This window comes from Janthinobacterium sp. GW822-FHT07H11, from assembly GCF_058798615.1.
The window spans coordinates 6,189,140-6,211,047 of the sequence record NZ_CM179507.1; the positions used below are offsets into that span (position 1 = coordinate 6,189,140).

A 21,908-nucleotide genomic window follows, 5' to 3' on the forward strand; every position below is an offset into this window, starting at 1 on the left:
TGACAGATAGGGATCGCACTTGATGCAGACTGAAATGAAAAAGTTGTCTCCCCTTGCCAACATGATTGTAGACCGAGCGATCGACAACACCAACCGCAAGCTCGTTGCAGGTTATCGGAATAAGAATAATTCCCGTCCTAATGCCAATACATCGGATACGGCGAGCGTGGCCGGAGACACGTTGCAGGCTACTTCAGCCGAAAGTGCAATGGCAGTAGCGAATCGTGGTGTGGCTTGGCGAGAAATGATCGAAAAGAGCCTCACGCACGGCATCTCTTCACTGTCGACCATGAAATTCGATGGTGAATTCACAGTAAAGGATGGCACGGCCACTGGTCTCAACACGGTTCCCAACCAGCCCGGTGTCTATGTCGTCTATAACAAGGATGACAAGCCAGTCTATGTTGGCGATAGCACCAAACTGCAAAAACGCTGGCATTCCGGGCACATAAACGAATTTAAACAGGGTGAACGCAGTGGCGATACATACAAACTGGCTTCTGAATTTACGGAAGGCTGTACGGTGCGCTATGTGGTGATGAATTCTGAAGAAACCGCTGCCGCCCTCGAGGCGCACCTGATCAAGACCGAATCATTAACCGCCAACCAGCGCCAGGAACTGAAAAACGAACAAGGCAAACGTGTGAACATTGAGGCTAAGAAAATTAAGGATGCCTCAGGTAGTACAGCCAGCTTGGTGGGAGGCGCAGCATGGGAAGCTACGCAGAACAGCGGCTGGATGGTCATGGAACAGTTGACTAGCGCCGTTTTGAAAGCATTAAAGGACGAAATGGTGGATATCTTCGGTGGCGGACAATCGAAAATTATCGACCGAATCAAACGATTTTTCAAGAAGGTATGGACGGTCATTCAACGTATCATTGACGCGCCGATGCAGTTGCTCGCCGGAATATTCGAGTTCATCGTTAATGCGTTATCCAAGGCGATTAGACAGATATATCAACTGGCACGCAATATTTTTGAACTCGGAAAGGGAGCCTGGGATCTGTTTCAGAACGCCCGTAGCTTAACCCGTGAAGAACTTGTCCGCAAAGTCACCGAAACGATCATCGTAAGCGCAACATTGGTGTTCTGGGATGCTATCGATCCCGTCATCGAGGGCCAGCTTGTTGGGGTGATCGGACCTGTAGCGCCTTATGCGGCAGCCGCAATATCGGCAATCGGCTTTGGTCTTTCAAGCCATTACCTGCAACAATTTGTTCCGAAAATTGTCGATTTTTTACTATCGACCCGGACCGGCTACCACGACGCCCTAGACGCGCAGCGCGAAGCCTGTCTTCGCTTGATTGACCTTAAGGAGAATGAATTCCAGATGGTCAATGTTTTGGGCCTCTATATCCATTCATCCGTGGAGCTGGAAGTACAAACAAAATCGCATATTCGTGAACTGTCCTTGCACCAAGAGATCGAGGTTTTCGATGTTCGCAGCATGTTAAGGAATAAGAAATGAGCCGCCAGAGCAGTGTTGTACTCTCTTCCAAAGAGCAGAGTGATTATCTCGCGTTTGAGCGGGATTTTGAGAAGCATCTCAAGGATTTGTCTGCGGCCCTAGCGAAAAGCAAGGCTGTGAGCGCTTCTGCGGCCGAGCTCAAAAACAAGGGAACGTTGAGTATTGTCTTGGGTTCGCTGAACGGAAAAAATGACAAAGATCTAGCCGATATGACCGGCAGCCTCGCTGCCAGCCTGACTGTCACACAAGCAGTCCTCCAGATTGTAATGAGCATCAGCCACAGGAAGAATGGATTTCTGAAGCAGTTTCATGAAGTACTGGTAAACAAGATCCGCAGCCTGACTAAGGACACTAAAACTATCGACAGCAACCAGCGAGAAGCGATCATAGTGGTTTTGGAGGAAATCGAGAACCACGTTTCAGGGCAACTGGCACAGCAGGAAATGGTCGACCAGCACGAAACGCGACTTGAGAGCATCGACGAGTACATCGGCGCAGCAGATTTCCAAACTGACGATTTCCGCAATAAGCTTGCCCTGTTTGGACTGGACCTCGGCGGCTTGCGAGAAGCAGGAATTAAGCTCCGTACAGATTTCGATACCGAAAAAATTCGCGGGGACGCACAGGAAATTGCGACGGAAGCAATATGCCAGAATTTGGACGTGGTTGCCGCATCAGTAAAGTTGCTGGATGAGCAAGCCCAGCATGTAGAGCAGTCTGTTGCCGAGCTTCGTGCCAACGTTTCAGCCGACCGAACTTGTATCGACGAACAAAAACGGGTCAGCACGGACACATGGGAAAGTATTACCGAACTCGAAAAATCTGCATCAACACATATGCAAGAGATCGATACGCTAAAAACAAACGCGGATGCTCAACGGATGCTTATCGATGAACAGGAAGTGATCATCAGTCGACAAGCGCAGCGTAACGACGAACTTGATCTGGCACTGGCGACAGTACAAGCTCGCCTAGCAACGCAAGAAGATATCATCAACGACCTAAATGCGACAATAAGCGAGTCCTTAGGCTTGAGAAGCAGGTTGCTGCGGAACGCCTTGCCCCTTGCAGCACTGACTCTGGCGGCAATATCATTGCTGCAATTGGCGTCCCTGGCACCCAAGTAGCCTCCCCTAACATCCATTCGAAGCCAACGGAGTCCCTGCATAATTTGTACGGATGTGGATTGTTCAGAACTGTTGTTCGCACTGAGCGACGTCACGGCCAACCGTAATATTTTTCGACCAGCCATCACAGCGCATCAGCAGCTTTTTCGACTAGATGTGGGGTCGAAAATGTGATGGCACGTAACTTGTTGATTAAGGTGGAGTTTTGGTGTGATCGCAGACTTATGCGCTTCAGCACCGTATGAACAGTGGCTCTTGACGAGGTGGAGGGACTTGGGAAGCTTCTGCCCTAGCATTGAGCTACACCCGCGAAGCCTGCATTTTACGCGGGATGGCAAGGACTTGGCAAACTTGTGGCTGGCCAGCCACTTGCGTGATAATCCGCGCATCTATGTATCATACGATATGCGTCAAAGCAAAGCATCACGTCGAAATTGCCGATTTATCGGCATAGTTTAGCGAGATAATTAGGCAAAATACCTTGGTATTGCCCCGAAATGCCATGAATTGTCCGCACCGTAGCACGCACAGCGCAGACTTATATGGGAAATGTTGCTACAATCATGTGACAGTTTTGCATTTCCCTGTTCAATCTAAAAGGATACCCTCATGAAAAAAATTCTGATCGCTTCGGCAATCCTGTGCTTCGCTTCCGCGCAAGCCATGGCTCAATCGGCTCCAGCACCTGCCCCAGCGGCTGCTCCAGCGGCTGGCGCTGCTGCCGGCACCACCGCCGGCCTGAGCGTCAGCGCCATGATCGCCATCGGTGCAGCGGTTGCCGTAGTAGCTGGTGCAGCTAGCTCGGACTCGACCACGAGCCACGCTACCACCGGCCACCAGCCAAAATAAGTTCCTCCCACCGGCTTCCTATCAAGCCGAAAGAGACGAGCAAGTCGAGCCGATAGCGGCATGTTCTAGCGATAGGTTCAGCTTCACAAATAAAAGCCCTTTTCATGTCATTTGAAATGGGCTTTTATTTTTTTCAAGAATGATCGTCATCCGCTGGCCCGGCCGGTTGAAAAAGCCTGATCCTTGCCATATGCTCGCGATATTCGAATCCTCCCACCCAAAAATCCCACGGTCATGCCCATGAAGAACCAGCCTTTGTTCAAGCGCATGAAATACGCACTGGAAGGCATAGCTGCCGCCGTCCGCCTGGAATCGAGCTTCCGGCTGCAATGCCTTGCCGCCCTCCTGGTCGTGCTTGTACTTGCCTGTAGCAAACCAGCGATGATCTGGTGGGCACTGCTGCTGCTCAACTGCGGCATGGTCCTCGCGGCGGAGCTCTTCAATACGGCACTTGAGCAACTGAGCGACCATTTGCACCCCGCCTTGCATCCAAGTATCAAGATCGCCAAGGACTGCGCCGCAGGAGCGGTCCTCGTCCTCAGCCTGAGCGCCGTGGGCGTCTTTATCGCTTTCTTGATTGACACATTGGCGTAGTGAACACGCCACGCCATGCTGGCGTCCGCCGTCAGGCAAAGACGTCGGCATCGGCCAGCAAAGTGCCCGCTTTATCCTTACCGGATAACAATGGCTCTGTATCGAGCGGCCAGTCGATGCCGATCGCAGGATCATTCCACAGGATGCTGCGCTCGAATTCCGGCGCCCAGTAGTCGGTGGTCTTGTACAGGAACTCGGCACTGTCGCTGGTCACCACGAAACCGTGGGCAAAGCCTTCCGGTATCCACAACTGACGTTTGTTGGCCGCCGATAACTCCACACCCACCCAGCGGCCAAACGTCGGCGAACTCTTGCGCAAGTCGACAGCTACATCGAACACGGCGCCAGCGGTCACACGCACCAGCTTGCCTTGCGGCTGCTGGATCTGATAGTGCAGGCCACGCAATACCGCTTTGGCGGACTTGGAATGGTTATCCTGCACAAAATCGCGGTTGACACCCGTCAGCGCCGCAAAACGCTTCTGGTTAAAACTTTCGAAAAAAAAGCCCCGATCATCGCCAAAGACAGCCGGTTCGATGATCAGGACATCAGGTATTGCCGTGGATTGAATATGCATGATGTGAGATTGAGATAAGTCAAGAAGGGCGGCCAGGATTGCAAAATAAAGGCTACAACATAGCGGAAAAAACCTGCCGCACAGCAAAGTGCGGCAATCCGCGCTCACTGCCCCTGCAGTCCATGCCTGGGCACGGCTCCGCTGTTCAGATTAGCGGTGGCATGCAGCCTGGCCACCGCCCGCGACGGTCTTGTCCGCGTGCCTAGAGCCTGTCCCAGTAGATGAATACATCTCCCGCTGGGGCGCCTCAGAAGCGGGACTGCGTTGAGCGTCGTCGCGTGGCTCGCCACGCGTCCTCCTACGCCTTGTCCGCGCTCCTGATGAACTACCAGCAGATGACGCTCCCTGCTGGAATAGGCTCTTAGTATATTTTTTCTTTAAGAAGACGCAACAGATATTGGCCATAGGCGTTTTTCTTCAACGGCTGGGCCAGCTGCTCGAGTTTTTGTGCGTCGATATAGCCTTTACGGAAGGCGATCTCTTCCGGGCAAGCCACCTTCAAGCCCTGACGATTTTCAATGGTGGCGATGAACTGTCCCGCTTCCAGCAGCGATTCATGCGTGCCGGTGTCAAGCCAGGCCATGCCACGCCCCATCAACTCGACATTGAGTTGACCCCGTTCCAGATAAGTGCGGTTAACGTCGGTGATTTCCAGCTCACCGCGCGCCGAGGGTGCGATGCCGGCAGCGATGTCGCACACTTGCTTATCGTAGAAGTATAGACCTGTGACCGCATAGTTCGATTTAGGCTTGAGCGGCTTTTCCTCAATGCTCACGGCACGCCGCTGCGCGTCAAAGTCCACCACGCCATAACGTTCCGGATCATGCACATGATAGGCAAACACGGTGGAGCCGCTGGTACGCTCGGAGGCGGCACGCAATTGCGTCTCAAAATCGTGTCCATAATAAATGTTATCGCCCAAGATCAGGGCCGATGGCGACTCGCCGACAAATTCCCGGCCGATGATGAAAGCCTGCGCCAGGCCATCCGGCGTGGGCTGCACGGCGTAGCTGAGAGTAATGCCCCATTGGCTGCCATCACCGAGCAATTCCTTGAAACGCGGCGTATCTTGCGGCGTCGAAATGATCAGGATGTCGCGGATGCCGGCCAGCATCAGGGTGGTCAGCGGATAGTAAATCATCGGCTTGTCATACACGGGCAACAACTGCTTTGACACCGACATGGTGACCGGATACAGGCGCGTGCCGGAACCACCAGCCAGGATGATGCCCTTGCGTTCGATCGGCGCATTCATCAGTTCTGCTCCTTGGCGGTGTCACGCTCCGCATAGTTTTTTTCCACCCACTTCAGGTAGTCGCCCGACTGCACATCGCGCACCCACGCCTGGTTGTCCAGATACCATTGGACGGTCTTGCGGATGCCGGTCTCGAATGTCTCGGCCGGTTTCCAGCCCAGTTCGCGCTCGATCTTGCGCGCATCGATGGCATAGCGGCGGTCGTGGCCGGGACGATCCTGCACATAGGTAATTTGCTCACGATAGCTGCCGGATGCCTTGGGGTCCAGCGTGTCCAGCATATCGCACAAGGTATGCACGACTTCCAGGTTGGCCTTTTCATTCCAGCCGCCTACGTTATACACCTCGCCCAGACGACCGGCCTCCAGTACGCGGCGAATCGCCGAACAATGGTCGCCCACGTACAGCCAGTCGCGTACCTGCAGGCCATCGCCATAAATGGGCAAGGCCTTGCCGGCACGGGCATTGCTGATGATGAGAGGAATCAGTTTTTCCGGGAAATGGAAAGCGCCATAGTTGTTCGAACAATTCGTCGTCAGTACAGGCATGCCATAAGTATGGAAATAGGCCCGCACCAGGTGATCGGACGCCGCCTTGGAGGCCGAGTAGGGACTGTTCGGCGCATACGGCGTCGTTTCAGTGAACGGTGGGTCTTGCGGCCCCAGCGTGCCATACACTTCGTCGGTCGAAACATGCAGGAAACGGAAACCTTCCTTGGCCTCGCCCGCCAGGCCAGACCAGTAGGCACGTGCCGCTTCGAGCAAGCTGAAAGTACCGTTGACGTTGGTGGAAATAAATTCTCCCGGGCTATGGATCGACCGGTCGACATGGCTTTCCGCGGCAAAATGCACGATCGCGCGCGGTTGATGTTCTGCCAGCAAGCGCGAAATATGAGCGGTATCGCAAATATCGCCGCGCACAAAAATATGGCGCGGGTCGTGTTCCAGGCTGGCCAGATTGCTGAGGTTGCCAGCATAGGTCAGTTTGTCGAAATTGATGACGGCCTCGTCATTGAGTGCCAGCCAATCGCGTACAAAATTGGAGCCGATGAAACCGGCGCCACCAGTCACTAAAATCATACTATTATCCTTTCGCTTACGTACCGTATGTGAAGTCGTTTTGGGGAGTGCTGTCGTCTGCCGACGTTTTTTGCAAATTTACGCAATTAAAGTATTATCATCACAACAATTACTTGCCCAGTACTGCATAAATTGCCAAGCTGGCAGAGGGAGTGATGCCGCCAGCAGAACAGGCAATCCAGCTGCATGAACGATGCATACTCCGGACGCAATGACCTGGCGGATCAGACCTCTACACTGCGGAAAAATTCACTGCTAACAAATAGTTGGTTCCTTGAACAGAACCTGCTTCGGCAAATGACGAGCCCGGCCAACATATGTCCGACAAAAGCCGGAGGGGAAGGAACTCACCAATATCGCCTATCCCGGTGGGCGGCGTCTTCTGCTGACAGCACATCAGGAGCGCAGACAAGGCGTGAGGAAGACGCGTGGCAAGCCACGCGACGACGAACGACGCAGTCCCCGCTTCTGAGGGGCGCCGGCAAGGGCTGTATTCATCTACCGGGATAGTCTCTTAGTATTTACTCCGCCAGGTCACGCTGATTTCCTTCGGTCCCGGATTGATCGACAGGCCGGACTTGCTCTGATCGCGCTGGGAATGCCACAGCCAACTGCCCATCGCATAGCCAACGATGCCACCCGCCACCGTATCGGAAACCCAATGTTTGCGGCCAGCCACACGGCCTGCAGAGCCCACGACAGCAATGCCGTACAGCCATGGTGCATCGTACTCCTTGGCAAATGGCGTCACAGCGGCAAAGCCGATTGCCGCATGCGCGGAAGGAAACGATGAGTTCGACCGGGAATTGCTGCCGCCGACACTGGTCCACGGGCCACGGTCTTCATCAGGGCGTGCGCGGCCGATTGCATATTTTCCCGCCACGGCGATACCTGTTGCCGCCGCGATCGATTGCATGGAAATCAATCCCGTGTTTTGCATGCGCTCGTCACCGAGGGCAAACGCGGCAGCTGCCGCACCCACGGCGGCATAAGGCATGGCCTTGCCCAGCTTGTCCCAATTGCGGAAGGACGCAGAGTTCTGGTGTTTCTTTACGAAACGGTCCACCGGTTTGTCACTGAGTGCTGAGCTGAGCACCACACCGCCAATGACGGCCGTCGCCTTGACCCATTCGGCCGGTGCCGGCAAGCCGGAGGACGATTGCTCCAGCCGTGCACGCATGGCTGGCCACGGGCTGACGAATGGCCGGTCCGGTGGATTCACCGCCGGCAGATTCTGCTCGTCAGGTCGCTCGGCAAAATTACCGAGGCCATCGTAACTGTGCATATCGGCGCGCGGGCGTTCCAGCATATCGTACAGGTCGCCCGGCGAGGCCACCATCTGCCCCACGTCGCGGGTCCACGGGGAAATTGCGAAACTGGCCGTCGACTGTGTATCCATCGGCAACATGCTGTTGAGCGGTACCGACAGGAAAATACCGCGGTCCTGATACGGCTTGGACGGTGTACCCGGGCTGGTGATATCGTTGCCATTCGTATGCGTATACCAGGCCCCCACTTCGATGCCGGATTGGAAGCGGCGCTTGAACTCCATGCGCACGCCCGTGTCCTTCGCCAGGAAGCGGCCGGCGCGCGCCGTCACGGTAATGTCGTGCGGCAAGCGGTAATGCAGGGAACCGATCGCCGTGACGGTCTTGTAGTCGCGCGAGTCGAGCAGCCCCTTGTAGCCGCGCTGCTGCAGGGCGTCAACGGACAGGTCGGCCGCCCAGCGGCTATCCTTGGGCAGGTACAATACCTGTCCGCCGACACCGCGGAACATGTCTTCATACAAGCCGGCCGACATGCGGGTATACACGCGTTCGGCAGGATTATTGTATTTATTTAGCAAAAGCCTGCTCAGCGAGAAGCGCCCGCCGCGCAAATATTCAGCAATATCGCTGCGCACATGCGGTAAATCGCTGTTGGACGGTTGTTTCACGCCCGACACCGTCTCCATCAGTTGCAGACTGGCCGCGCCATTCAAATACAGGCCATCGCCCAGCCGCCGGTCGTAATTGGCGACCGCCGAGATCGAATAGCGGAAGGCACCGCTCGGATCATTGAAGAAGAAGCCGACCTTGGGTGCAATCTTGAAGCGATTGGCTTCCCGATCCAGCGATTTGATTTGCACCACGTCGCCATCCACGCCCACACCCACCGCCAGCTTGCCGTCATCCTTGAGCACGTTGGCAGCTCTGACTGGAGGTACTGCCGGAACGGCAGGCTCCGCCGCAACTGCCAAGGCTGGCGCTGGGGCAGCAGCCGCGACTGGCGCCACGGCTGGCACAGGCACAGCGGTGGCCGCGACGACTGGAGCGGGCCGATCAAGGAATTCGTTCAGCCAGCCTTGCTGCTCATCGCGGATGACATCGCTCTTGTCCGGATAGCGCAGCAGGACGGCGTTGAGGAATGCCTTGCGATCGATCCTGCCGGCAAAATAGTCGTTCAATTTCGCCAGGTCAAAGAATTCATAGGTGGCGATTGGCTGGTCCAGTTTGGTATATACGATGCGGATGGTCGTCACGCCCTTCGGCGTGAAAGCCAGCGCCGTGCGCGCGGCGCGCCCGACAGCCCGGCCCATGTTGGAGATACGGCTGTTCGTCAGGCTCAGGCTGAGGATATTGCCCTCTTGTTCGACGCGGATATTCTTGTAATCCTGCTTCACCAGGGCATTGACCAGATCCGCGCCATGGCCGGCATCGCGGTGCCACTCTTCCTTGCTGGGCAGTGGCGGTGGATTCTTGTCATCCACAAAATACGCTGGCTCATACACTTTGGGAATGAACTCGCGTTCGCCAAACGGAATGCTGACAAAGGCATTCACGCTGAACTGGTCGCGGCTGCGGGCCGCCTGCAAGGCTAGCCAGCCCCAGCGGTATTCCAGCCCCACGGAAGCGCCCTTGTTGCGCTTGCCGGCATCTGTCAGACTGGCACGAAAATCACGTTGATAGTTCGTCGCGTCGTACTCGGCCACGACCGACCAGCGCGGCAAGCTGGCCGGTGTCCAGCGCGCCCCGGCAAACAGACCATCTGGGCGGCGCCTGGCGTAACCCAGGCTCGCTTCGATATTCTGCGTCGCGCCAAAGGTCTTGGTGGCAACGATGTACTGTCCCTTGAACAAGGCAGTGCCAAACAAATCCGTTGCGCCCACCGCCACCGACGGCAGCCAATCCGTTTCGTTCCACAGCCGTAATTTGCCATCGATGACCTTGTCCTTGTAGCGACCATAACCGCTGCCATACTCACCCGGCACACCTGTAAAACCAGGGATACCGGCAATCGATACATAGCGCCCCGTCACTTGCAGGAAAGGCAGGATATTCGAGGTGACCCACAATTGGCCATATGGGTTGTCATAGCTGTACCCCATACTGAAGGTGCCGTCGGTTTCCACAACGGCGCTGGGCATGTTGACATACCCCGATTGACCACCATGATTGGGCGTGGCGGCCTGGACGCTGGATGCGCCAAGCAGCAAGCAGCCGCACCACGTGTATTTGATTGATTTTCTGAGTACGCTTAACAAATCCGGTTACCTAAAATATCCTGCCCCCGGACTTTCTGACAAGACATCCAGAAATTGAACAAGTCGGTGGGAATGGGGAAGAAACGAAACAAGGCCAACCATCGCGCATCAAAGCTCACGCATCGGTTCGCCGCTAAAAATCGGGTATTCTCTGGCCGCCCAAATATCAGCGGACAGGCCATCGAGAATTTATGTCGCGGAATTTTAACACTGTTTTCTTGTAGCAAATGCTTAACTTGTCTCCCGAACACGACGCTCGCCAATGCCGCAAAGCGGCGGCCAGCAGCACGCGCGCCAAGTTTTCTGCTCGCTTGCACGCTACCGCAAACTGCCAAATACCTTGCCGATAATCTTGCTGCCGTAACCGAGCGGGTTGCTGCGGATGGCCTTTTCTTCCTCGCCTATCATCAGGTACAGACCATCGAGCGCGCGCTCCGTGACATAGGCTTCCACCGTCGATTGCTGCTGCGGCACCAGTCCCGTCTTGCCAATCTGGCTCATGGTACTGTTGTATTTGCCGGCCAGGCCGGAGCGGTCCGTCACGGACTTGACGATCGGCAGGAATTTGACGGCCAGTGGCGCCGACGTCTTCTGGCGGAAAAAGTCCGTGACCGAGGTATCGCCACCGGACAGGATATTCTTGGCATCGGTAACGCTCATCGATTTCACCGCGTCCAGCAGCAAGGGCTTGGCCATGGGCACGGCGGACTCGGCTGCACGGTTCATCGCCACCACCAGGTCATCGAGCTGCTGGCCACGCCCAGTCATCTTCAGCAAGGGCTTGGCCTGCTCCAGGATGCCCGGCAGCTTGATCTTGACCTTGTCATTATCCAGGAAGCCGTTTTCCACGCCCAGCTTGGCAACGGCCGCGGCAGAACCGGCGTCGAGCGCCGCCTTCAGGCCACTGCTGGCTTCCTGGTTGCTCAGCGCGGCAAGGGGATTGGCGGCACCCACGTTGGACGATAACAGCGCCAGCGCGCAGACGATGGCAGCGGGGCGGATGGCGAGAGGATGGCGGCGCATATTCTTCCTTTATTGAGTGAAATCCGGCACGGCATCTGGCGGTGCTTGCAACGAAATAATGCCAAAATTGAAACACTGGCAATATTGCGGCCAAACGCAAGGCACCAGTGTAATCGGATACGGGGCATATACCATACAGCATGGCCTGTTGTATTCGCGCACGTTACGCCGCATCCTGTGCCGCAGGCCCGGCGCCGGTGCGCGGCATGACTTCCAGGAAGAACTAGGCGGCCAGCGCTTCCAGGCGCTGGCGCACCTGCTGCAGATCCGCGTCGCGCATGCGCGATGCCGTCTGGCGCAAGGATTTTTCCGCGCCGGCCACGCCGGCTGCTGCAGCCATCGACAGCCACAGATACGCCTGCGGCAGATCGATCGGGCCTCCCTGGCCGCTGGCCGCCATCAAGCCCAGGTTGTACTGCGCCCGCGCATGGCCCTGGCGCGCGGCCAGCGCATACCAGTCCCAGGCGGCGGCATAGTCCTGCGGCACATCCAGGCCATTGTCATGGCGCAGGCCCAGCGCAAACTGCGCCAGGCTGTGGCCGTGCGCGGCGGCGCGACGATAACAGGCGCATGCGAGCGCGCTGTCGGGTGCGGGACCGTCATCGCGGTCATGCAGCACGCCCTGCATGTATTGCGCGGGCGCGTAATCCTGCTCGGCCGCGCGGCGATACCATTCGAGCGCCAGGACCAGATCCGGTTGTACGCCCTGGCCGTTCTCGTAGCGCAAACCCAGGTCGAACTGCGCGCGCACATGACCCTGGTCAGCCGCCTTGCGGCACCAGAACACGGCTTCCTGCGGGTCGGCCGGCACACCTTGTCCATGCTCGTGCAGCAGGCCCAGCTGATATTGCGCGGCGGGGAAACCCTGCTCGGCCGCCTGGCGGTAAAACCGCTGCGCCCGCGCATAGTCTTGCGCGCCATGTTCGTGGTGCAAGCCCAGGTTGTGCTGCGCCGCCGCGTGGCCCAGACCTGCCGCCTTGCGATACCAGTCCAACGCAAGCTGCTTGTCACAGGGCACGCCCTGACCATTGTCGTGCATCAGTCCCAGGTTGAATTGCGAGCTGGCGTGGCCCTGTTCTGCCGCGCGCCGGTACCAGGCTAGCGCTTGCGGCAAGTCTTGCGGCAGCACCTCGCCATTCTCGTAGCGCAGAGCCAGGTTGAACTGCGCCGGCGCGTAGCCCTGCTCGGCCGCCTTGCGCAGCCAGGCGGTGGCTTGCTGCCGGTCCTGCCGCACTCCCTGGCCATTGTCGTAGCGCAGTCCCAGATTGAACTGGGCGCGCGCATAGCCTTGCTCGGCAGCCTTGCGATACCAGGCGATGGCTTGCGCGAAATCCTGCGGCACGCCCTTGCCATTGTCATACATCATGCCCAGATTGTTTTGCGCGCCCGCGTCGCCCTGTTCCGCCGCGCGGCTGAACCAGAGCATGGCCTGGCCGCTGTCCTGCGCGATGCCCTGGCCTTTGGCATACAGCCAGCCCAGGTTGTACTGCGCCGCCGCATAGCCCTGCTCGGCCGCCTTCTGGTACCAGTGCGCGGCCTGCCTGAAATCCTGCGCCACGCCCTGCCCTTTCTGGCACATCACGCCCAGGTTATATTGCGCGTGTTCGAGGCCCTGCGCGGCGGCCAGGCCGTACCAGTGCAGCGCCAGCGCATAGCTTTGTTCGACACCCTGGCCATTGAAATGCATGAAGCCCAGGCTGTGCTGGGCGTTCGCCTGGCCTTTCTCGGCCAGGCCCTTCAGGCGCAGGTAGTCGGCCGTATAACGGGTATCGGCGCTTGACATGGATCAGGCCTGAACGGTGGCCGAGCGCAGCGTGCCGGGAGCAGCTGCGGCAGCGGCGATCAGGCGGTTCTGCTCCTGTAGCACGCCGATGAAACTGCCCAGCGAGATGGGCCGGTGGTACAGATAGCCCTGCATCGTGGTACAGCCCTTGTCCTGCAGGTAGCGCGCCTGTCCCTCCGTTTCCACGCCTTCGGCAATCAAGTGCAAGCCCAGGCCGCGCGCGATCGAGATGATGGCCAGGATCACCGGATAGTGCCCGTGTTCGTCGTGGATTTCCTTCACAAACGACTGGTCGATCTTGATCGTATGAATCGGGAAACGATGCAGATAGGACAGCGAGGAATAACCGGTGCCAAAATCATCGATGGCCACCGACACGCCCAGCTGGCACAGCTTGTTCAACTGTTCGATCGCATACTGCGGATTGCGGATGCAGATATTTTCCGTGATCTCCACTTCGATCTTTTCCGGTGCGATGCCATAGCGCGTCAGCGCGCCGCGCATCTTCTCGAAGAAATCACCCCGGTCCAGGTATTGCGGCGACAGGTTCAGCGACAGGCGCACGGCCTCCCCGCCTGCCGCATCCCACTGCAGCAGGTCGCGGCACAGCGCGCCCAGCATCCAGTCGGAGATCGGCAGCATCAGGCCATTTTCCTCGGCGAACGGCAGGAATTCGCCGGCCGTCAGCAAGCCGCGCTGCGGATGGTTCCAGCGCATCAGGCCTTCGGCGCCGACGATGCGGCCCGTCGTGACATCGACCTGCGGCTGGTAGTACATCTCCAGCTGGTTCAGTTCCAGCGCCTTGCGCAGACTCTGCTCCAGCGCGATCTTCTGGTGCGATACATCGAGCATGGATTCGTGATAAAAACTGTGGCCATTCTTGCCCAGCGCCTTGACCTGGTACATCGCAATGTCGGCATGACGCAGCAACTCATCGATGGTTTCACCATCGCCGGGATAGATGGCGATGCCGATCGAAGCCGAGATATGCACCTGGTTGCCATCGAGGTCGAACGGCTGATGCAGGCATTCGAGGAACTTGTCGGCGATCAGGCGCGCGTCCTGGCGGTCGCGCAGCTCCGGCAGCACGATGGTAAATTCGTCGCCGCCCTGGCGCGCCAGCGTGTCGCCGCGGCGCAGACAGTCCTTCAGCCGCAGCGCCACCTGCTGCAGCAGCTCGTCGCCCTTCACGTGGCCCAGGGTATCGTTGACCAGTTTAAAACGATCCAGATCGATGAACATCACGGCCAGCTCCGTGAGCTTGCGGCGCGCCTGGATCACGGCCAGGCCCAGGCGATCCTTGAACAGCATGCGGTTGGGCAGGTCCGTCAGGATGTCGTGGTAGGCCTGGTAAGAGATGACTTCTTCGGCCCGCTTGCGGTCGGTGATGTCGCGCGCCACGCCATATGTACCGAAATACTCCTGCTTCTTCGCTTCGTGATCGAGGCTGTGCATGCCGATCGAGTTCAGCGGAATCGTCATCAGGGTATTGTTGAAGGTGCGGTCGCTGCCGCTGCCGCTATGGCACTTCAGGCGCAGCTCCACATTGCGCGAGGCGCGCTCGTCGAGGCGGCGCTCGTTGAAGGCATAGCGCGCCCGCTCCTGGTCCTCGTCGTGCACAAGGATCGAATAATGGCTGCCGATCAGCTCTTCGCGGCTAAAGCCCAGCAACTGGTGCACGCGGTCATTGATGAAGGAAATGCGGCCTTCGTGGTTCAGGGTATAGATGATGTCGGGCGAGCTGTCGACCAGGTAGCGGTACATCTTTTCCGAGTTTTCCAGCTGCGAGGCGATACGCTCGTTCTCCAGCGCCAGCTTGCGCTTTTGCAGGGCATTCTCCACCGTCTTGAGCAGTTCCTCGCGGCTGTACGGCTTGCGCAGGTAATCGTAGGCGCCCCGCTTCAAGGCACCGATGGCCGCCTCGATACCGACGTCGCCGCTCATCACGATCACGTCGCCCTCGATGCCGCGCCGGTTGATGTGATCCATGATTTCATGGCCGTTCATGTCGGGCAGTCGCAAATCGAGCAGTATCAGGTCGAAGCGCAGCTTGGACAGTTGCGCCAGCGCTTCGCTGCCGCAGGTGGCCGTATGCAGCTGGTAGCCACGGTCCTTCAGCAGTTCATGCAGGGAGGCGAGCAGCCGGGGTTCGTCGTCGACCAGCAGGATGCGCGGACAACTCTCAAGGTCAAGCGGAGTGGCGAAGGAATTCATGGACGTTACAAAAACAGGGCGGTATTGCCTAGCGCGGGCACGGCAGCGGAAGCGGCGGCAGCGGAAGCGGCGGCAGCGCCGGCCTGTGACATCGGCAGGGGCAGCAGGATTTCAAACGAGGTGCCGGACTTGCCGCTGCGGCAGCCGATCATGCCATGCAGGCGCGTGACCAGTTCATGCACGATGGACAGGCCCAGGCCATGGTGCGCGCCCTCCTTGCTGCTGCGCACGGGCGAAAACAGATTGGCCAGCACCTCGGGCGCCAGGCCGGCTCCATTGTCGCTCACGCACAGCTCCAGGTACAGGCGCCGGTCGCGGTTCACGTGGCCGCGGTTCAGCACCTCGATGCGTCCACCGTCGGGCAGCGCTTCGACGGCATTTTTCAGCAGATTGAGCAGGATCTGCTTGAGCATATCGGCGTCCGCCTCCACCTCGCATGGCGCGTCCTGCATGTGCGTGACCACCTCGATCTTCGGCGGCAGGAAGTCGGTGGCGCGGAACAGGCGCAGCACCTCCTCGACCACGCGCGCGCAATCGGTGATGCCGCCCGCCGCCGCCGGCTGCAAATCGGCCAGGCCATTGATCAACTGGCCAACGCGATCAATCTCCTCGTTCAGGATCGACATTTCGCCCACCACCGGCTCCTGTTTCGCCAGTTTGTGATCGAGCACGCTCAGGTAGTTCTTGATGATGGACAGCGGATTGTTCACCTCATGCACCACGCGGCGTGACGCTTCGCGGTATTCCTCGGCCACGTGATCGAGTTGGCGCCGCGCCGCGCCGCGCGCGCTGATCGCCGTTTCCAGCGCATGCGCGGCCTGGTTGCCGAAAGCGCGCAGGAAGCCCTCGCGCTTCTGGCTGGCAGGAATCTGCCACGCCGCCACGCCACCTATCAGCACGCCCAGGCTGCGCTGGCCCGCCACCAGCGGCAGGCACACCAGGCTGTCCGTGCCGAGGATGCGGAACAGCTGCTCTTCGACGATACCCAGTGCCGGCATATCGCGTTTCAGGAAGGCCAGCTTGCAATCCAGCGCCGCAGCGGCCAGCGGCCCGCCCTTGGCCAGCGGCACCGCAAAGCCGGCCAGGCGCTGCTGCTGTTCGCCGGCAGCCACGCCGACAAGCGCGTGGCCGGTGGCGTTTTGCAGCAGGATGACGGTCGTCTCGAAGTCGAACAGGATGCGCGCCGAACGCGTGATGGCCTCGAGCAGGCTGGTCTCGCCCTGCTGGCGGGCGAAGGTCTGGCCCACCTCGGACACGAGTACCATGTTGCGCACTTCCTCGGACAGGCGCTGCTGGACCGGATCGACCGCGGGCGGCGCACAGGCCGGCGGCATGACGATGTCGTCGGCCCCGGCCAGGTCGATGCCCAGGTGCTGCGCGGCCTGCTCCACCTGGCGCGTAACACTGGCGGCAAGGGTGGCCAGCACGTCCTCGTCCAGCGCACACAGGCGCGCCGCCTGCGCAACCGATTCCGTGTCATCGGCGTGGCAGCACAGCAGGTGGGCCAGGCGCACGATGCGGATCAGCGGGTGGCTCGCTTCCAGGCGCGCCAGCGGTTCATGGTGATACAGCACGCTGTCGGCCAGGAAAGAGTCAAGGTGCCAGCGTTCGATCAGCCAGGCGCCCGCCTCCGCGTGCGTGATCTGCAGGGTACGTTGCTCCACCGCGCACAGGGCGGCGTCGTCGCGCGCCGTGAAATTGAACGCATATTCCTTCGGCGCCGTGGCCAGCAGGGCCAGGCGACCCACATTGTGCAGCAGGCCGGCCAGGTAGGCCTCCTCGGCATGCGGATACGCCATGGCCCTGGCCAGCGCGCGCGCCATGACGGCGGCCGAAAGCGAACTTTTCCAGAAAGCGCGCAAATCGGTGCTGCCGGAATGGGGAAAGCTGCTGAAGGTCTGGAACACCGATTCGCTGATGACCAGCGTCTTGATCATGTCCGTGCCCAGCGAGACCAGCGACTGCTCCAGGCTGACGACCCGGCCGTTGCGATGGTAGGCCGAACTGTTGGCCACGCCGAGGATCTTGCTGGTCATGCCCGCGTCCTTGGCAATCAGCGCGGCCAGTTCGGGCATGCCGGCATCGTCTGCCTGCAAGTGGGCGATCAGCTTGATGAGTATCTGCGGCATGGCCGGCAGGCGTGCAATCAGCAGGCGATTGCGGATATCTTGATCAGATTGATGCATCGTATCAGGCATTGCCGGTTCGAAAAGGAAGAGCGCTCAGCAGCGAAGCGCGGCCACGTTCAGAGGAATCCTCCACTCCTGAAATCAACGAATCTACGACCTGAGAGGATGCCGGAAAAAAAGTCATCTTATCATAAGCGCCGGATATTACTTGCAATATAGAAAATTAAGTTGAAATAAATCCAGCGTTCTACAGTGGAAACTTATATCTTCAAGGAGCCCAGCAAACGGTGGCGGAAGCGCCGCGAGATCAGCCACAGGGCCAGCGCCAGCGCCGTAAACGCCAGTTGTCCCGACGCCAGCCACAGCACGGAACCGGACAGCAGCGGCGAGATCACGCCGGCCACCACCGCACCGAGCAAGGTGCTGGCAAACGACTGGCACGAAGCGACCGTACCGCGGATGTGCGGGAACAGATCCAGCGCCAGCAGGGTCGCGCCCGGCCCCACCAGCGACATGCCGAAGGTGTAGAAGAACAGCGGCAGCACCGACCAGGGCAGCGACGGCGGCAGGAACAGGTGATACACGACATTGACGCTGGCGGCGCACAGCAAAAAGGCAAAGCCGATGCCGATCTGGCGCGCGAACGTGACCTTGCCGGCGATGCGGTTGGCGGCCGCGGCGCCCATGAAGATGCCGCTCACGCAGGGAATGAACAGCCAGGCGAATTGCGATGGCCCCAGGCCCAGTTGCTTGGGCAGCATTTCGGGTGCGGCCGTGATGAACAGGAACAGGCCCGCGAAATTGAGGGCGACGATGCCGGCCTTGATGTGGAACAGCGGCGAGCGCAGGATCTGGCCATAGCTCGACGCCAGGAAGCGCGGGTTGAAGGGCTGGCGCTTTGCCATCGGCAGGGTTTCGGGCAGGCGCCAGTAGCAGAACGCCAGCAGCACCACCGTGTAAAAGGCGAGGAACAGGAAGATCGAGCGCCAGTCGAACCAGATGACGATCCAGCCGCCGAGAATCGGCGCCACGGCCGGAGCGATCGAAAAGATCATCGTCACCAGCGACAGCAGCCGCGCCGCCGCCGCATCGGCATACAGGTCGCGGATGATGGCGCGGCTGATCACCACGCCGGCGCCGGCCGAGACGCCCTGCATGATGCGGAAGAACCACAGATAGTGCACCGTGTGCGCCGAAGCGCAGCCGAGCGAGCCGATGGCAAACATCAGCAAGGACACGAGGATGACATTGCGCCGGCCAAAGGTGTCCGAGATCGCGCCATGCCACAGCACCATGCCGGCAAAGGCCAGCATGTAGAACGTCAGCGACTGCTGCACTTCCAGCGGCGAGGCCTGCAGCGAACCCTGGATCGCGCCGAACGCGGGCAGATAGGTGTCGATCGACAGGGGGCCCAGCATCGACAGCCCGGCCAGCATCATCGCCAGCGCACCGCGGCTCAGCGGCGCCATATGGCTCGGCGTGGGAGGCGGAACGGGGGTAACCGGGTCAGGCGGCACATCGGCCGGAGGGGTGGGAAACATGGCGGATCCAAAGTGGCGCGCGGACCGGTTGCGGTCCGCGCGAGGTACTGCGTTGCTACAAACGTCTACAGACTCCAAAATAGCTGATAAAACCGTCGCGAGCGGAAGGGAGAGGGGGCCGAGAAGCGCAGCCGTACACTAGTACGGCGAGCATCACAGGCCGCCTATCCCGACGCGCAGCAGGTTTGATCAGTTATTTTTTGGTTTGGCTTCTTCGCGGCGGTTGTAACCGGCGACCATATCAAAGCGGAACAAACGGCACTCCAGCGCACCGTTGAAGAATGGCGTCTTGCGCGCTTCCTTCAGGCGCAGCAGCTTGGGCAGGCCCAGGTCGGCCGTAAACAGGAATACGGTCCAGCCGGCGAAGCGCTGTTTCAGGGTCGTGCCCATGGCCGAATAGAAGGAAGTCGACAGTTCATCTTCCGGGATGGTGCTGTCGCCGCGCACGCCGATACGCTCGCCGTATGGCGGGTTGGTCAGCATGATGCCCGGCACCTCGCTCGGCGGCTTGACTTCCTGCGCCTCGATCTGTTTCAGGGGCACGTCGAAGCGCACGCCTGCGCAGCGCAGGTTGTGGCGCGTCATGGCCACCATGTCGCCCGAGATATCGCTGCCGAAAATGGTCGGTTCGGCCGGCAGCGGATGGACCTTGATGGCGTTTTTCATGGCATTCCACGGCGCCGGGTCGAAATCGTGGAAATTTTCAAAGGCGAACTGGCGCGAGGCGCCCGGCGGAATGCCCTGCAGCATCTGTGCCGCTTCGGCCAGGATGGTGCCGGAACCGCACATCGGGTCGAACAGCACCATGCCCGGCTTCCAGCCCGACACGCGCAGCAGGCCGGCGGCCAGGTTTTCGCGCAATGGCGCGTCGCCCGTCTCCTCGCGCCAGCCGCGCTTGAACAGCGCCTCGCCCGAGGTATCGAGGTAGACGGTAAACGTGTGCGCGTCAAGAAAACCCACGATGCGCATGTCCGGCGTCTTGGTGTTGACCGACGGGCGTTCGTTGAACTGGTCGCGGAAGCGGTCGCAGATCGCATCCTTGATCTTCAAGGTCGTGAATTCCAGGCTGCGCAGCGGCGACTTGACGGCCGTGACGTCGACGCGGATGGTGTGGTGCACGCCGAACCAGTCTTCCCAAGGCTGCGCCAGGGTCAGGTCGTAAATGTCGTTTTCCGTCTTGTAGCCGGAATGGGCCATGCGCATCAGCACGCGCGAAGCGATGCGCGAATGCAGGTTGATGCGGTAGGAATCGAGCAGGTCGCCCGAGCAGTGTACGCCGCCCGGCACCTGGTTGTGGACCTTCATGGTCGCACTATCCTGGGCGATCTCGCCCAGTTCCTCGGCCAGCGCCGCTTCCATGCCGCGCGGGCATGGGCAAAAATATGAAGCCATAATGAGGATACCTTTTATCCGTTGAAAAACAATTAACTAAAAATTTCATAACTTGTCGGATTACGCGCGCAGCGCTAATCCGACCTACATCCAATATCTTGCGCAGGTCGGCGTAGGTCGGCGTAGGTCGGCTTAGCCCGCCAGGGCGTAAGCCGACATGCACCGCCGCCGACTGCGCTTGTCGGATTACGCGCGCAGCGCTAATCCGACCTACAACTAATCCGACCTCCCCAGCGCGCGCTCGACAAAGTCGAGGCGGTCCTGGCCCCAGAACCCTTCGCCATCGACGATGTACCACGGCGAGCCGAAGACACTGGCGGCGGTGGCCGCATCCGTGTTGGCGTCGTATTCCGCCTGCACGCTGGCCGTTTCCGACGTCTTCAGCAACTGGCGGCCGTCGAAACCGGCGTCAAACGCGATCTGCACCAGGGTTTCCTCGTCGCCGATGTTGCGCTCCTCGGCCCACAGGCCGCGCATGATGGCGTGCGCCAGGTTCAGCGAGGCATCCACGCCGTGCGCCAGGCGCGTGGCGATGATCAGCTTGGCCGACGCTTCCGGCGAGACGGGGAAGAACTTCGGCTGCAAGGTCAATGGCACTTGCAAAAAGGCCGACCAGCGCGCCAGCTCGGCCAGGCGGTAGGCCTGGCGCTGCGGTGCGCGCTTGGCCAGCGGCAGGCCGCCCGAGACGCTGAAGACCTTGCCCAGGTCGAAGGGACGCACGTCGATCTGCGCGCCCGTCTTCGCGGCGATGGCCATCAGGCGCGCGTGGCCCAGGTAGGTCCATGGCGAGTGAGGCGCAAAAAAATACTGCACGACTTTGCTCTGGCTTGCACTCATTTCGACTCCCTTAGAAAGGCTTGACCACGACCAGCACGACGACGGCCAGCAGCATCACCACCGGCACTTCATTAAACCAGCGGAACCAGGTGTGGCTGCGCTTGTTGAGACCTTTTTCAAACTTGCGCAGGATGGAACCGCAGGCGTGGTGATAGCCGAGCAGCAGCACCACGAAGGTCAGCTTGGCGTGCATCCAGCCCGGCATCTTCATGCCGCCCTGGCTCCCGCCATACAGCATCCACATCAACGCCAGTCCCAGCACCATCGCCGGCAGCGCCAGCAGCGACATGAAGCGGTACAGCTTGCGCGCCATCAGCAGCAGGCGCTCGGTCGCCACCGTTTCCGTCTCCATCGCCAGGTTCACGAAGATGCGCGGCAGGTAAAACAGGCCGGCGAACCAGGAGATGATGAAGATGATGTGGAAGGCTTTGGTCCAGAGAAAGAGCATGGGGTTCCCAGTGTCAGAGGTGGAGAGAAACAAGAGCACGGGCCGCCTTGTGGGCTGCCCGCGAAT

At 59.5% G+C, this 21,908-nt stretch carries 16 protein-coding genes; 3 read left to right on the top strand and 13 right to left on the bottom strand.

Annotated features, from left to right (window positions below):
* Positions 1 to 34 precede the first annotated feature (34 nt).
* The 3 genes from AC3RCJ_RS27410 (at position 35) to AC3RCJ_RS27420 (ending at position 3,447) form a co-directional block, all read left to right on the top strand.
* Positions 35 to 1,471 carry a GIY-YIG nuclease family protein gene (locus AC3RCJ_RS27410; protein WP_492957351.1) on the top strand — a complete coding sequence of 479 codons (1,437 nt, stop codon included), beginning with the start codon at positions 35 to 37 and terminating at the stop codon, positions 1,469 to 1,471.
* The gene (locus tag AC3RCJ_RS27415) at positions 1,468 to 2,598 is read left to right on the top strand and encodes a hypothetical protein (protein WP_492957352.1); all 1,131 of its coding nucleotides are present in this window, start codon (positions 1,468 to 1,470) and stop codon (positions 2,596 to 2,598) included. Before AC3RCJ_RS27410 ends, AC3RCJ_RS27415 begins: the two co-directional genes overlap by 4 nt.
* A gap of 609 nt (positions 2,599 to 3,207) precedes the next feature.
* Complete coding sequence (locus AC3RCJ_RS27420; protein ID WP_492957353.1) at positions 3,208 to 3,447, top strand: hypothetical protein; 240 nt, start codon at positions 3,208 to 3,210, stop codon at positions 3,445 to 3,447.
* Positions 3,448 to 3,549: 102 nt separating this feature from the next.
* Here AC3RCJ_RS27420 and AC3RCJ_RS27425 read toward each other — a convergent pair whose 3' ends face one another.
* The 13 genes from AC3RCJ_RS27425 to AC3RCJ_RS27485 all read right to left on the bottom strand — a co-directional run bounded on the left by AC3RCJ_RS27425 (position 3,550) and on the right by AC3RCJ_RS27485 (position 21,842).
* Positions 3,550 to 4,092 (bottom strand): hypothetical protein, encoded by a 543-nt coding sequence (locus tag AC3RCJ_RS27425; RefSeq protein ID WP_492957354.1) that lies wholly within the window; start codon positions 4,090 to 4,092, stop codon positions 3,550 to 3,552.
* Entirely contained in the window at positions 4,073 to 4,618 is a 546-nt protein-coding gene (gene rfbC, locus AC3RCJ_RS27430; protein WP_492957355.1) for a dTDP-4-dehydrorhamnose 3,5-epimerase, read from the bottom strand. Before rfbC ends, AC3RCJ_RS27425 begins: the two co-directional genes overlap by 20 nt.
* Before the next feature lie 361 nt (positions 4,619 to 4,979).
* Positions 4,980 to 5,873, bottom strand: a complete 894-nt coding sequence (rfbA, locus tag AC3RCJ_RS27435) for a glucose-1-phosphate thymidylyltransferase RfbA (protein ID WP_492957356.1) — start codon at positions 5,871 to 5,873, stop codon at positions 4,980 to 4,982.
* Positions 5,873 to 6,952: a dTDP-glucose 4,6-dehydratase gene (rfbB, locus tag AC3RCJ_RS27440; protein ID WP_492957357.1), complete on the bottom strand. Its 1,080-nt coding sequence runs from the start codon at positions 6,950 to 6,952 to the stop codon at positions 5,873 to 5,875. Before rfbB ends, rfbA begins: the two co-directional genes overlap by 1 nt.
* A 514-nt stretch (positions 6,953 to 7,466) precedes the next feature.
* Entirely contained in the window at positions 7,467 to 10,475 is a 3,009-nt protein-coding gene (locus AC3RCJ_RS27445) for a YjbH domain-containing protein (RefSeq protein WP_492957358.1), read from the bottom strand.
* Positions 10,476 to 10,793: 318 nt separating this feature from the next.
* Positions 10,794 to 11,498 carry a DUF4197 domain-containing protein gene (locus AC3RCJ_RS27450; protein ID WP_492957359.1) on the bottom strand — a complete coding sequence of 235 codons (705 nt, stop codon included), beginning with the start codon at positions 11,496 to 11,498 and terminating at the stop codon, positions 10,794 to 10,796.
* Positions 11,499 to 11,721: 223 nt separating this feature from the next.
* A complete protein-coding gene (locus AC3RCJ_RS27455; RefSeq protein ID WP_492957360.1) occupies positions 11,722 to 13,281 on the bottom strand; it encodes a tetratricopeptide repeat protein in 1,560 nt (519 codons plus the stop codon).
* Positions 13,282 to 13,284: 3 nt separating this feature from the next.
* Complete coding sequence (locus tag AC3RCJ_RS27460; protein ID WP_492957361.1) at positions 13,285 to 15,495, bottom strand: EAL domain-containing response regulator; 2,211 nt, start codon at positions 15,493 to 15,495, stop codon at positions 13,285 to 13,287.
* A 5-nt stretch (positions 15,496 to 15,500) separates the two neighbouring features.
* A complete protein-coding gene (locus tag AC3RCJ_RS27465) occupies positions 15,501 to 17,681 on the bottom strand; it encodes an HDOD domain-containing protein (protein ID WP_492957362.1) in 2,181 nt (726 codons plus the stop codon).
* Positions 17,682 to 17,884: 203 nt separating this feature from the next.
* Entirely contained in the window at positions 17,885 to 19,165 is a 1,281-nt protein-coding gene (locus AC3RCJ_RS27470; protein ID WP_492957363.1) for a multidrug effflux MFS transporter, read from the bottom strand.
* Between the two features lie 189 nt (positions 19,166 to 19,354).
* A complete protein-coding gene (locus tag AC3RCJ_RS27475; RefSeq protein WP_492957364.1) occupies positions 19,355 to 20,557 on the bottom strand; it encodes a THUMP domain-containing class I SAM-dependent RNA methyltransferase in 1,203 nt (400 codons plus the stop codon).
* 216 nt (positions 20,558 to 20,773) lie between these two features.
* Positions 20,774 to 21,394 (bottom strand): 2-hydroxychromene-2-carboxylate isomerase, encoded by a 621-nt coding sequence (locus AC3RCJ_RS27480; protein ID WP_492957365.1) that lies wholly within the window; start codon positions 21,392 to 21,394, stop codon positions 20,774 to 20,776.
* Between the two features lie 10 nt (positions 21,395 to 21,404).
* On the bottom strand, positions 21,405 to 21,842 hold the full coding sequence (locus tag AC3RCJ_RS27485) for a CopD family protein (RefSeq protein ID WP_492957366.1): 438 nt from the start codon (positions 21,840 to 21,842) through the stop codon (positions 21,405 to 21,407).
* Between the last annotated feature and the right edge of the window lie 66 nt (positions 21,843 to 21,908).